Here is a 13,011-nt window from a genome sequence, read left to right on the forward strand (position 1 = left end):
ACTTTGCTCAGAATCAACTTGGTGTCTAAGTTAGGTAAGCAGAAATAAATCTAACTATCCAACGAGATATAAAAAGCTTGAAACCCCTGCGATCGCTTCTCTACGAGACGCTACGCAAACACTTCGTTGAGTCCCAACGAGACACGCTTTGCAATCGCAATCCTCGCTACAGCCATAGTTATAAATTTTCTCACCCATCTACTTATATGCAGTTATATGCAGAAAGTTGGAAACAGGATTTTTCCCGATAGTTATAGTTATATAATTCCCGTAGATGCTGCTAAAGTACCATTCTCTTCGCTACAGGCTAAAAGTTTGGTCTGACAGTAGTTGGGTAAAATTATCATCAATTTGAAATACCTACCGATCAGCCTGAGATGTTACTCAAACAGGAACCAAAAGCCATTCTTCTCGGTTTGACTTCGTAGCATCTACTTATGAGAGAGAAGTAACAAGCCGCACTACCACTTCGACTATCCTAGCTTCTTAGAAAAACTTCTTTGGAGACACAAGTGCTGATATACGTCTTTACATACCCAATGACCAATGACCAATGACTAATAATTAATTTCTTTCCACCCATGCATGGATGCTACGCCTTTTGTAACCCATTCGATCGCAATTGGGGGAGCTTCTGATATCAAAATACTAGGATAAACTGCTGCACCCCAATCGGGATGAACTAACACACGGCATTGATTTTTAATTACCGGATAGTTTAGCAAAGCTTTGACAACTGCTGTGTCGTCGTGAGGAATTGCTCCGGGATGGGAGAGTAAGGGATAGCCTGTACGAGGGTCAATCAGATCGGTTAAATAGCCGCGATATCGCGCAGATTAAATGCTAAATCACAGCCAAATCTCATAAACTTTTCTCGTAAGCGTTCTTTCTCTGACTCTACTTCTAGTGTCTTTTCGACTAATTGATAACGCGATTGTTGTAAGACAATCACTACTCGTAAAAATGGCTGCCGTTTCCAATCTGGTAATATCCGTTCGCAGTTGGCACAGATATATTGACTGGGAGCATGAATTGAAATTTGAACCGCTTGTCCTGTTTCGCCAACTAAATTAATGGGACAGGCTTGCTCCGAAGTGTAAACTTTGGGATAGTTCACTAAATTGATTCGGCTTATACAAATTTTTTAATTTAATCTCCGGTATAGATGATACCTCTTAAAAGTTAAGAAAAATCATCATTTTTCTATAATATGTTACTTTTTTTGGAAGCAGTTAATAATAATTTGAGAAATTTAATCCGAATTTTATCCTTTATTAACCTGTTCTCATAGAATTTGCTGCGATCGCTGTAGGTATTGGCAGAAATGCAGCGTGTGTTAGACAAGCGATGCCGATGGCGGGCTACGCCTACGTGGATGAAATATGTTAGATCGAAATCCCAAAAAAGCAAAGCAGGTTGAAGTAAGCAGAAAATAACAAAAGTAATTATGTCTGCCAGGAAATACTTCAGCTATGCAGCCTAATTTCTATAACACCCAATTAATTGAGTTTTAAAGAATTCACCGGCACTTCATCCCAAGAATCGACTGTCCGCAATCGTGCCACCCAACCTGCTGCTTTTTGCCTCTCAGTCAAATTATTCTGAAATGAATCATGGCAATCTTTGGCTTGAGATTCATTACGAGTGGCAATACAGGCATGAATCATCCCAGACGGATCGATTTGCTCATTTACCCAAATAGTCATGGAATATTTCCTCAATAACTGTAGCGAACAAAGCTATTCGTCATTTTAGAATACTATTAGAGTCAAAAGTTTTAGAGCAAAATTCAGTAACAAATAGTGAACTAATCCCAATTACTGATTGCTAATTTACAATTACCCAGTTTTGCTTCATTTATTTGGCGGATATGATTTATCTCCTCTTTCGTAGCGACGACGGTAGAGTAATTCTAACTGTCCGCCATATTCTTGAATCCAAGCAATCTGGCGCTGGTAGAGTCCGCGGAAGGTATTGGCAAATAATAGTGTAAAGATTGCCACTACCAACCCTGATGCTGTGGATACTAAAGCTTCACTAATTCCAGCTGTCACACCTGTTGTTTTACTACCTCCCACATCTCCGATATTCAGAGAAGCAAAAGAGTTAATTAATCCTAATACAGTGCCGAGAAGTCCTAACAAAGGCGCAAGACCAATAATTGTCTCAAAAATATTTTGCGAGCGCTTGAGTAAAGGGATTTCGGCTTGTGCTTCACTTTCTAATGCCAAACGAAATTCGTCTGGTGTCGCCTCTTGCAATTCTAAAGCTGCTAAAAAAATTCGAGCTAGGGGTAAATCAGCATTTTTGTGCAATTTATCTAAAGCACTAACTACATTATCAAGGCGATAAAGGTGTAGCACCTCTTGCACCACCTTGTTTTGCCGATTATTTATCTTTACCCAAAAGATGATCCGTTCGATAATCAGCGCCACTCCTAACAAAGAAAATGCCAGCAGAGGCCACATGACCACGCCACCTGCTGCAAACAGATTACTAATTTCCATTTATTATTTTTCAACTCTTCAACAACGCTAGATTAACAGATCGTTGTTTGAGCGAAGTTGATATCATTTCTCAAAAGGAATTGCTCTGAAACTTTTAAAGCGTTAGCAGCAAGTATGGCTTGCCCAAGCTGCATAGATGTTTGAATACCCAGGTTGACGAGTTTCGACTTCGCTCAACTCTCGATCCCTTAGTTGGTTGAGCGAAGTCGAAACCAACGGCGGCGGTAGATTTATTAACGGAAATTGCCTTAAGGAGTTTAGATTATTCCTACACCAGAACAAAAAACACAGTGTTACATATTGTGCTGTTGGTTTACTAAGCTTTACTTGCCTATTTATATTGTTCGTATGGATGAACGGACAAAAAATCTATTTTTCTTGGCAGGTGAGGAAAATATTATAGAAATATACCCTAACGGTAAATCGAGATACATAGGATGAGCAAGCCTAATTTTCATACAATGAGCCAGAAAGAGTTACATGATTACGTTCTTGCTCATCGGGAAGATCGGGAAGCCTTCTATGCTTATGTGGATAAGCTGCATATCGAAGGTAATTGGATTGAAATGCCACCGTTAGAGTCAGAACAAGATTTAGAAAATTATCCTCAGTTCATAGAGCGTATTCGCAGCAGTTCTGAACCACGAGATGGAGCAGTTTAAGGCTTACAGCAGTTTTTCTGCTATCCTCAGTTTGGCCGATCGCGATCGCGGATTTTTCTCAATTTCCTCTTCTTGAGCAATAATCGGCTTTTTTGTCAAGACCTTTAATAACGGTGAATTTCTTAAACCATGCTTCACCGGGCGGTCTTCCAAACTGTGGAAACTGATAATCGCAATTCTACCGCTAGGGACAAGGGCATTTGGGGCTTTATCCAAAAAGGTTTCTAGGGATTTTAACTCATCGTTGACGACAATTCGCAGAGCTTGAAAAACACGAGTAGCAGGGTGAATTCTGCCATAACGGTATTTTGGAGGAACTGAAGAAGCGATCGCATCAGCTAATTCTGTAGTCGTGTGCAACGGTCGGCGTTCTATAATGCGTCTAGCAATGCGCCGCGATAATCTCTCCTCACCGTATTTAAAGAAAATATCAGCTAATTCCGCTTCATCCCAATTATTAATCACATCAGCAGCAGTTAGCGATCGCCCCCGATCCATTCGCATATCCAAATTTGCAGCTTGGCGAAAGCTAAAACCCCTTTCTGCACGATCTAAATGGTAAGAACTTACCCCCAAATCGGCTAAAATACCATCGAAAGTGTTGGGGGGAAATTCGTAATCCGCAAAATTGCGATGAATAAATTGTACGCGATCGCCAAACTCAGCTAATTCTTTCCTCGCTGCTGCTAAAGCCTCCTCATCTTGGTCAATCGCCGTTACCCGCACATTTGGCGCAGCTGCTAAAATCAAACGGCTGTGACCTCCACCGCCTACCGTTGCATCAAGATAATGACCTCCTGGAGATACCGCTAAACCTGCGATCGTTTCCTGCGGTAACACTGGTAGATGAGAAAATATCGGTTCTTCAATAGCTAGCTGAGGATTCATGAGACTTAGGGCAAAAAACCACAGATGAACTTTAATTATGTATTCTTTTGTTTGTGTGTTTGTGGTTCCTAGCTAAAAAATAGTTTTTAAACCACTAAGACACAAAAGAAAATATCATAAACTCAACACTCAGCGTCAGCTTTGAATGTTGAGCTTTAAGCATCAGTAGTACTATTTTTTACCTTTTTTCTGGTAAATCATCGAATTTGGTATCCGTTTTAATTTTTTCTCCATATTTAAATATCTATTTAAAATAAAAATGAATACATTATCGGGCAATTCATTTTCCTTTAATAAGCCCTGAACAATTTTAGAGTTATCGTTTTCATAAATACGACTACCTTCCCAAAAACTAAATCCACGCTTCACAGCTATAACATAAAGTGGTTTTTCAGGAAAATATTGCAGATTCTTTTTAACTAAATAAGCAGTTATTATCTGCGGGTAATGAGATAACTGCTGACGAAGCTTATTTACCTCTATCTCAGAGATATCATGATAGTCAAATTTATCATTGTTTTTCAAACTAGAGCGCTCTTTCTGTGCTTTTAAAATTAATTTATGATGATTTTCTGCACGTTCTTGATAAAACTTCGCCTCCTTGTTTTTACCTTGGTTTTTCAGAAAATCGCAAATTATCTGACAACCTACTATAACTATATTTGAGTCTTGCTCTATTGCCTTCTCAATGTATTCTATTCCAGTCGCATCTTGTTTTTTTAATAATATTTCACCTAGTAAATAATTAGCTGATGCATGATAAGCATCACGATGAATAATTTCTTGTAATAGAGGGATAACAGCTTCTTCGCCCTCAAGTTCTAATGTCAAAAATGCTCGCTGAATAGCTTCTTTTAAAGTTAGCTGTTGTTTTTGCGATTTGTGATTTAAATCTTTTAATGTAGCTATCGATTTTTGAACCTGAGCATATTTTTGTCGCCAAGGTGTTGCTATCTTTTCTCGCCAATTTTGACTAAAATAATCAATAAAACTTTCTAATTTATCTCCTAAAAATTCTTGGGCAGCACTAATTTCAATTGATGAAAAAATAGCTAATTCCTGCTGAGTATCGGCGATATATCCCAAGGCTTTTAATCTATCTGTCAGGCAAGGGTGAGTATCAGCATTGTTGGTTTTTTCCGATAAAGCTTCACTTAAATAAGTACTTGTGATTTCCTGATGAAGTCTCTGGCTTAAAGCCTGCCTCATATCCATATAAGTCATTTTTGGTGGTTCAATCTCTGTCTGGATTTGTTTATAAATACTAGACCAAAAATATCTTTCTAAAAATCTAGATTTGACATGAAAACTTATCAAAGCTTTAGCAATATTTTGTTCTCCCGTTAAATCAACAGCACATCTATCTGCTTCATATTCATCCATTCGTGCTAATACAAAAGAATAGGCATTAAAAAATGGAATGTACCATATCAAAAACAGTTGAAAAATTAACAATGATAGATCGTGTCCACTTTGTTGGAGTCCCTTAAGAATGCGATACCAAGTTTCGCGTTGGCGATAAATCCAACCACTAAAGTGGCTGTGATTTCCTGATAAATGTCCCAGTTCATGGGCTAAGATAGCACGAAATTGTTCGGGCGGCAGTGCTAGCATCAGTGGTAGACCCACAATTAAGTAATTCTGCTGCCATCCCAGCAAACCTAAGCGTGGTATTTGGACAACCCCTGCATTAAAATCGTTGGTCAGCAGGATGTGGTGAAACTGTGGAGCTTTTAGCTTCGATGAGATTTCGTTAATTAAAGAATAGAGATTGGGTACATCTTTGGATTGTAATGGTAAACCTGTTGGTGGAGGGAAAGAAACCCAAAGCGATCGCACTAATACGAATGCTAACGTCAGGCAAAACAGAAGACCTGTCAAAGATAAGTTAGAAATTGACTGAGTATTAAGTATCCCAAAAATAATACCTACCAGCAGAGTTAATGTTATAGCTAGAACCAAAAATATATATGCATACCCTAAAGTAGCCAAAAAAGCAACGTGCAATTTATAAAGACGTGGTTGTTTGTGAGCAAAAACTTCTAACTTTTGAATTAACCGATCGAAACACTCTTGATTGAAAGCCATAAATATGTATCAGCCTCATAAAACTGTAATATAGCTGACACAATATCTCTATAGCTTACGTAGAAACTCAGAAGTCAATAGTTATCATTAAAAAAACGCATCTTCTTTCACCCCGTTCTCCCAGCACCATGAGATAAAAAAATTCGATGCCTTAATTAAGTGCATATCGAGCTTCCATATAATAGTTGAAGAAGTGCAACAAAATTAAACATCAAATCAAATCTCTCTTCCCACAACCCTCACTTTGGCTTGACAAACAAGATAAATTGGGTCTAGTTGGCATCTGCGCGGTTGAATTCAATATTTTCACGAACGGAGAACACGAAATCTATGACCAGACTAGAAACCCGCACTGAACCAATGGTGCTAAACATGGGGCCACACCACCCCTCAATGCACGGGGTTCTGCGGCTAATCATGACTCTGGATGGCGAGGATGTTGTTGACTGTGAACCAGTCATCGGCTATTTGCACCGAGGAATGGAAAAAATTGCTGAGAACCGCACTAATGTAATGTACGTCCCCTACGTTAGTCGGTGGGACTACGCTGCGGGAATGTTCAACGAAGCGGTTACTGTTAACGCCCCAGAAAAGCTTGCAGGTGTCGCTGTTCCCAAACGTGCTAGCTACATCCGCGTCATCATGCTGGAGTTGAACCGCATTGCTAACCATTTGCTTTGGTTTGGCCCCTTCCTAGCTGACGTAGGCGCACAAACTCCCTTTTTCTACCAGTTCCGGGAACGGGAGATGATTTATGATTTGTGGGAAGCAGCCACAGGTTATCGAATGGTAAATAACAACTACTTCCGCGTTGGTGGAGTAGCGGCTGATTTACCTTACGGTTGGGTAGATAAGTGTCTGGAATTTTGCGACTACTTTATACCCAAAGTTGATGAGTACGAACGTTTAGTAACTGATAACCCCATCTTCCGGCGGCGTATTGAGGGTATTGGTACTATCACGCGAGAAGAAGCAATTAACTGGGGACTTTCTGGCCCAATGTTACGCGCTTCTGGCGTGCAATGGGATTTGCGGAAAGTTGACCATTACGAATGCTATGACGATTTCGACTGGGATGTGCAGTGGGAAACTGCCGGTGATTGCTTTGCCCGTTACATAGTGCGGATGCGGGAAATGCGCGAATCTGTAAAAATTATTCGCCAAGCAATTAAAGGACTTCCTGGCGGCCCTTACGAAAATCTGGAAGCCAAGCGTTTAGCCGCAGGTAAAAAATCTGAGTGGGACGCATTTGATTACCAATTCATCGGCAAAAAAGTTTCCCCCACTTTCAAGATGCCCAAGGGTGAAATCTACGCCCGTGTAGAAAGTGGCAAAGGTGAATTGGGAATTTATTTGGTTGGCGATGATAACGTCTTCCCTGCACGTTGGAAGATTCGCGCCGCAGATTTCAACAATCTCCAAATTGTTCCACATTTACTGCGCGGGATGAAGGTTGCAGATATTGTGGTGATTCTCGGTAGTGTTGACGTAATTATGGGGTCTGTGGATAGGTAGAGTAAATATCTATCTCAGTAATTTTTAGAGCAGTTGTATTACAGTGCAACTGCTCTATTTTTTTGATTCTTCAGGATTTGACTATAGCAATTCCTAGTTACGTGAGGTACAGAAATAATGTTTTTAAACGCAGAGGAGCGCAGAGTCAAACGCAAAGGTACGCAGAGGTTTACCTAATTTTATTAGTGATTTACTCAGTACCTCAGCAGGTCGGGAAACGCTATATACCAAACTAATAAATAAAATACCAATTTCATCAGAGCATCTAACTCTAAAATTTTCAAAGCTTTTAAATCCATACTCAGAACGTTTAATCAGTTTAAGAATGAAATCATCAGTGTGCATTAAAGTAAAAAATATTGACCCTTTACTAACGACCTTTTTCTATGACACCTTCCACAAACCAGGTTTATCCCGTTATTTGGCACAACGACTCAGTGTCACTAATTGACCAAACTCGCTTACCCAACGAATATACATTTGTAGAAATTCACCGCAGTGAAGATATGGCGCGGGCAATTAAAACAATGATTGTGCGAGGTGCGCCTGCAATTGGTGTGGCTGCGGCTTATGGAATGTATTTGGGGGCAAGGGAAATTGAGACAAGCGATCGCACCGAATTTTTGCAACACTTAGATAAAGTAGCCCAGTTGTTGCGTTCTACTCGTCCGACGGCGGTAAATTTATTTTGGGCAATTAGCCGGATGCTAAAAGCCGCCTACGAAACTCTGGGAACAGTAGAAGAAATTAAGCAAATTCTTTTCCAAACAGCCCAAGCTATCAACGCTGAAGATTTGCAAACCTGTCAAGCGATTGGCGACAATGGTTTGGCAGTGTTGCCTAATACTCCAGAAAAGCTAAGGTTACTGACTCACTGCAACGCTGGGGCATTAGCTACAGCCGGATATGGCACTGCTTTAGGTGTTGTGCGTTCTGCTTGGAGAGAAGGACGTTTAGAACGTTTATTTGCCGACGAAACCCGTCCTCGTTTGCAAGGTGCAAAACTTACCACTTGGGAATGTGTGCAAGAAGGTATTCCAGTTACTTTAATTACTGATAATATGGCAGCCCATTGCATGAAACAGGGTTTGATTCATGCTGTAGTTGTGGGTGCCGATCGCATTGCTGCTAATGGTGACACTGCCAATAAAATTGGTACATACAGTGTAGCGATCGCAGCTAAAGCTCATAATATACCCTTTTTTGTGGCTGCACCCCTTTCTACCGTTGATTTTGAATTAGCTGATGGCAGCCAAATTCCCATTGAAGAACGCGAACCAACAGAAATCTATCAAGTTGGCGATACCATTCTCACACCTGCGGGTGTAGATTTTTACAACCCAGCTTTTGATGTCACCCCGGCTGAGTTGATTACAGCCATCATTACAGAGAATGGAGCGATCGCACCTGATAAATTAGCAAAATCACAGGTAAAGCAAGTACCGATTGGGTTAAATCCGAATTAATGGAGAACTTGCACCGAGTCTTCGATAACTCTAAATCCGAATAACGGAAACTTTATACAAGATTACCCCAAAAAAATCTCCGACTTTTCAGAAAAGCCGGGGACTTTGTTTTTTGACTACTTTAAAATCTAACGGCTCAAAATTTATCAGTAATTTTTTCAATAATTTTATCTAAACTTTATATTATGACTAAATTCAATAAGCAAAATCCGCAATTACTTTCTCAAAAGAAGCTTTGACTTTCTCAAACTCCGGTTTGCTTACTCATTTTGGTGTTTTCCGCAAGCAAAAGAAGCTTTGACTTTCTCAAAAGAAGCTTTTGCTTACTCATTTTGGTGTTTTCCGCAAGCAAAAGAAGCTTTGACTTACTCATTTTGGTGTTTTCCGCAAGCAAAAGAAGCTTTTGCTTACTCATTTTGGTGTTTTCCGCAAGTAAAAGAAGCTTTGACTTACTCAAACTCCAGTTTGCTTTTTGATTTTGGTGTTTTTGCAAATCAAATGCCATTTCGTTTTTTTAAAATGGTTGATTTATTCAGAGGATGTCTGAGGAGTATTAAATATTTGTTCATCCTCCTAATCCCCCTTAAAAAAGCTAGGGTTGTATACACAAGTTAAATTACCCCCCTTAATCCCCCCTTGTAAAGCAGGGTGGTTTCATACAAGCAGAGAAAAAATAAAACTGAGTTTCAAAGCCTCTCTCCGCTTCGGGGAGAGGTTTGGAGAGGGGTCAAAATCTATGGTTATACATGAGAAATCAAGACTTATGTATTTTTCTTTTTTCGTATGAAACCACCCCCCTTAATCCCCCCTTGTAAAGGGGGGAAATAAGAAATAAATCCAGTTCCCTCACGCCACACGCTTCAAGTCGGCGAAGCCGCCCAACGCAGTGGCTCCCCTTTATAAGCGATGCCCTGAGCTTGTCGAAGGGGGCAGGGTTAGGGTGGGGTAATTTGACTTAACCCTAATAGAATTAACCAAAATGTTGAATAATTGCCTCAGCAAATTCAGAACATTTTAAGGGTTCAACAGGCGGTTCCAGCAACCGGGCTAAATCGTAAGTCACCTGACTACTGGCGATCGCATCGCTTAAACCTTTCTTAATTAGGTCTGCGGCTTCTTGCCAACCCAAAAATTCTAGCATCATCACACCAGACAAAATTACTGAACCAGGATTAATCCGATCTAAGCCGGCGTGTTTGGGTGCTGTACCGTGGGTAGCTTCAAATATGGCGCTAGAATCGCCAATATTTGCCCCTGGCCCCATTCCCAAACCCCCAACAATAGCAGCAGCAGCATCAGACAAGTAATCGCCGTTTAAGTTCATCGTCGCCAAAATCGAATACTCATCCGGTCTGGTTTGGATTTGTTGGAAAATACTGTCAGCAATCCGGTCATTCACCAAAACTTTCTCTTTCCATTTGCCATCGCCGTGGGTTGACCAAATTGAGTTAAGAACAGTTTCAACTTCCTTGACAATTTGCGCTTTTTTCTCATCCGTGAGACTATCAAACCCAGGATCGATCTCGCGGGCGTTTTCTTCCAAGGAAATATTCGGATTTTTTTCCTTGTTACTCAAAATCCAAGATTCTCGTTCGGTGACAGTTTCTTGGCGAAATTCGCTGGTTGCTAGTTCATAACCCCAATCGCGGAAAGCGCCTTCGGTGTACTTCATGATGTTGCCTTTATGCACCAAAGTCACTTGTTGCTTGTGTTTGGGCAATAGCAAGGCGTGTTTGATGGCACGTCTGACTAGACGCTGGGAACCAGTTTTGCTGATGGGTTTGATGCCAATCCCAGAATCAAGAGGAATGCGTTTTTTTCCGTGTTCTGGGGTAGCGGGGATTAGTTCTTCATTGAGAATTTTAATTAAGCGATCGCCGATTTCGCTACCTTGTCGCCACTCAATGCCTAAATAAATATCTTCCGTATTCTCCCGATAAACAATTACATCCAGCTTTTCGGGGTTTTTGTGGGGAGAGGGCGTACCCGCATAGTAACGGCAAGGACGCACGCAGGCATACAAGTCAAAAATTTGCCGCAGCGCCACATTTAAAGAACGAATTCCCCCGCCAACAGGAGTAGTCAAAGGCCCTTTAATAGCTACACCATACTCTTCAATTGCCGTCAAAGTGTCTTGAGGTAAATACTGATAAGTTCCGTATAAATCGCAAGCTTCGTCTCCAGCGTAAACCTTGAACCAGCTAATTTGACGCTGACCCTTATATGCTTTGGCTACCGCCGCATCTAGCACCTTTTGGGTAGCAGGCCAGATGTCTATACCTGTACCATCGCCACGAATAAAGGGGATAATTGGATTGTCTGGTACGATTGGTTCACCATTTTTGAAGGTGATTTTTGCTCCGGTTGCGGGGGGGGTAATCTTTTCGTACATCGTTCACACACTCCTAATCGATACGCTGCTATTCAAAAAACCTTATGTGGCAGGCTTGTATATTTTGCTATGTCTTCTGTTCACCAAGCCATAAGGCAAAGATTTTCCCCCTATTCCCCTTGTACATTATTTGGGGATTAACTGTGGGATTCAGTGAAGCGATCGCAATTTTGTACGATCAAAAATAGTAAACTACTTTTCGCTATCAATGCTTCACTTTAGAGAATGCCCGATAGCTTACCGCTCTTTCACTGACCGTTAACACAAGAATGGCATGACAGACCCAATGATTTTATCAGGCCCTGCAAATGACATCGACTCCCTCCGACAACCGTTAATGGCTGGGTCTGAAAAAGTCCAACAGCAGATAATCCCACAGTTAGCCGAGTTAGGTAATGAGGGATTAGACGTGTTGATGGAATTTTTACTGAAACGACGTGAGAACCCAGCTACTTGGATTGATGGCAAAGCTTACCAAGTCCTTTACAGTTCTGATGCACCTCAAGCCCAAGAATTTTTGCGCTCCTGTTTTCCTGAAGGAATTGTACCTCTAAAATCAGAGTTGGGGATTAACTACAATTCTTTGCAACAGCTACTAGCTGTTCAAGACTTCCAAGCAGCCGATCGCCTCACCATCGAAAAAATGTGCGAACTGTCAGGGCCTACGGCTGTACAACGAAAATGGTTGTACTTTACTGAGGTAGAAAATATTTCTGCTGTTGACTTGCAAACCATTAACAACCTCTGGTTAGTCTACTCGGAAGGTAAATTTGGCTTTTCAGTGCAGCGAGAAATTTGGTTAAGTTTGGGTAAAAATTGGGAAAATTTCTGGCCGAAAATTGGCTGGAAAGCAGGTAATAACTGGACGCGATATCCTAACGGGTTTACCTGGGATTTGAGTGCGCCTAAAGGTCACTTACCCCTCTCTAATCAACTCCGGGGAGTACGAGTATTTGCTTCTTTACTTTCTCATCCAGCTTGGTTGAAGAATCCAGAAAAATGATTTTGAGCCTACGGACAAACAGATTATGATCGATCCCACCAACCGAGAATTCTACGTCATCATTGAACGAGATGAAGATGGTTACTATGTTGGAGAAGTTCCTCAGCTAAAAGCCTGTTACAGTCAGGGAGAAACAATTGATGAGTTGATGGCTAATATGAAAGAAGTAATTGAACTTTGCTTAGAAACAAAAAGTGATGAAGAAATACCAGAATTTATAGGTATTCAAAAGGTAGTAATTTAATGCCAAAATTACCAGTTTTAACAGGTAAAACAGTTATTAACGCCCTTGAAAAAATAGGTTTTCAGGCGGTACGTCAAAAAGGATCTCATGTAAAATGCAACATGAGGATGGGCGGTTAGTAACTATTCCTATTCATGCTGGTAAAACAATAGGTAAAAGATTACTACGCAAAATACTACGCGATATTGAACTTACAAGGGAAGAGTTTATAGGTTTGCTGGAATAATAGAGTTGGGAAGTTTTCCA

The 13,011-nt window shown here is 40.7% G+C and carries 12 protein-coding genes and 2 pseudogenes; 7 read left to right on the forward strand and 7 right to left on the reverse strand.

Features of this window, described 5'->3' with window-relative positions:
• Nucleotides 1–557 precede the first annotated feature (557 nt).
• The 3 genes and pseudogenes from NSTC731_RS04865 to NSTC731_RS04875 form a co-directional block, all read right to left on the reverse strand.
• Nucleotides 558–1,117 (reverse strand): annotated as a pseudogene (locus NSTC731_RS04865) (methylmalonic aciduria and homocystinuria type D protein).
• Between the two features lie 382 nt (nucleotides 1,118–1,499).
• Nucleotides 1,500–1,706, reverse strand: coding sequence for a glycogen debranching protein (locus NSTC731_RS04870; RefSeq protein ID WP_194046500.1), 207 nt, complete (start codon nucleotides 1,704–1,706; stop codon nucleotides 1,500–1,502).
• Between the two features lie 147 nt (nucleotides 1,707–1,853).
• Nucleotides 1,854–2,507, reverse strand: coding sequence for a MotA/TolQ/ExbB proton channel family protein (locus tag NSTC731_RS04875; protein WP_445629855.1), 654 nt, complete (start codon nucleotides 2,505–2,507; stop codon nucleotides 1,854–1,856).
• A 264-nt stretch (nucleotides 2,508–2,771) separates the two neighbouring features.
• Between NSTC731_RS04875 and NSTC731_RS04880 the strand changes: the two genes are divergently transcribed.
• Both NSTC731_RS04880 and NSTC731_RS04885 read left to right on the forward strand, forming a co-directional pair.
• Nucleotides 2,772–2,948: a DUF6888 family protein gene (locus tag NSTC731_RS04880; protein WP_445632019.1), complete on the forward strand. Its 177-nt coding sequence runs from the start codon at nucleotides 2,772–2,774 to the stop codon at nucleotides 2,946–2,948.
• A complete protein-coding gene (locus NSTC731_RS04885; protein WP_322639032.1) occupies nucleotides 2,945–3,169 on the forward strand; it encodes a DUF6887 family protein in 225 nt (74 codons plus the stop codon). Before NSTC731_RS04880 ends, NSTC731_RS04885 begins: the two co-directional genes overlap by 4 nt.
• A gap of 3 nt (nucleotides 3,170–3,172) precedes the next feature.
• Here the strand turns inward: NSTC731_RS04885 and rsmH are convergent, their stop codons facing one another.
• Complete coding sequence (gene rsmH, locus NSTC731_RS04890; protein WP_445629856.1) at nucleotides 3,173–4,057, reverse strand: 16S rRNA (cytosine(1402)-N(4))-methyltransferase RsmH; 885 nt, start codon at nucleotides 4,055–4,057, stop codon at nucleotides 3,173–3,175.
• 171 nt (nucleotides 4,058–4,228) lie between these two features.
• A complete protein-coding gene (locus NSTC731_RS04895; protein WP_445629857.1) occupies nucleotides 4,229–6,145 on the reverse strand; it encodes a M48 family metalloprotease in 1,917 nt (638 codons plus the stop codon).
• Nucleotides 6,146–6,475: 330 nt separating this feature from the next.
• On the opposite strand from NSTC731_RS04895, the gene NSTC731_RS04900 reads away from it, so the two are divergent.
• Nucleotides 6,476–7,660 carry a photosynthetic/respiratory NAD(P)H-quinone oxidoreductase subunit H gene (locus tag NSTC731_RS04900; RefSeq protein WP_445629858.1) on the forward strand — a complete coding sequence of 395 codons (1,185 nt, stop codon included), beginning with the start codon at nucleotides 6,476–6,478 and terminating at the stop codon, nucleotides 7,658–7,660.
• Nucleotides 7,661–8,046: 386 nt separating this feature from the next.
• The gene (gene mtnA, locus NSTC731_RS04905; RefSeq protein WP_445629859.1) at nucleotides 8,047–9,126 is read left to right on the forward strand and encodes an S-methyl-5-thioribose-1-phosphate isomerase; all 1,080 of its coding nucleotides are present in this window, start codon (nucleotides 8,047–8,049) and stop codon (nucleotides 9,124–9,126) included.
• Between the two features lie 244 nt (nucleotides 9,127–9,370).
• On the opposite strand, the gene NSTC731_RS04910 is transcribed toward mtnA, so the two are convergent.
• Both NSTC731_RS04910 and NSTC731_RS04915 read right to left on the reverse strand, forming a co-directional pair.
• The gene (locus NSTC731_RS04910; RefSeq protein ID WP_445629860.1) at nucleotides 9,371–9,631 is read right to left on the reverse strand and encodes a hypothetical protein; all 261 of its coding nucleotides are present in this window, start codon (nucleotides 9,629–9,631) and stop codon (nucleotides 9,371–9,373) included.
• Between the two features lie 465 nt (nucleotides 9,632–10,096).
• Complete coding sequence (locus tag NSTC731_RS04915; RefSeq protein ID WP_445629861.1) at nucleotides 10,097–11,518, reverse strand: NADP-dependent isocitrate dehydrogenase; 1,422 nt, start codon at nucleotides 11,516–11,518, stop codon at nucleotides 10,097–10,099.
• Nucleotides 11,519–11,792: 274 nt separating this feature from the next.
• Between NSTC731_RS04915 and NSTC731_RS04920 the strand changes: the two genes are divergently transcribed.
• The 3 genes and pseudogenes from NSTC731_RS04920 to NSTC731_RS04930 all read left to right on the forward strand — a co-directional run bounded on the left by NSTC731_RS04920 (nucleotide 11,793) and on the right by NSTC731_RS04930 (nucleotide 12,991).
• A complete protein-coding gene (locus NSTC731_RS04920; protein ID WP_445629862.1) occupies nucleotides 11,793–12,521 on the forward strand; it encodes a GUN4 N-terminal ARM-like repeat domain-containing protein in 729 nt (242 codons plus the stop codon).
• Nucleotides 12,522–12,546: 25 nt separating this feature from the next.
• Nucleotides 12,547–12,765: a type II toxin-antitoxin system HicB family antitoxin gene (locus NSTC731_RS04925; protein WP_445629863.1), complete on the forward strand. Its 219-nt coding sequence runs from the start codon at nucleotides 12,547–12,549 to the stop codon at nucleotides 12,763–12,765.
• Nucleotides 12,765–12,991 (forward strand): annotated as a pseudogene (locus NSTC731_RS04930) (type II toxin-antitoxin system HicA family toxin). The gene NSTC731_RS04925 and the pseudogene NSTC731_RS04930 overlap by 1 nt, the downstream one beginning before the upstream one ends.
• Nucleotides 12,992–13,011 lie beyond the last annotated feature (20 nt).

Source organism: Nostoc sp. DSM 114167, from assembly GCF_052692655.1.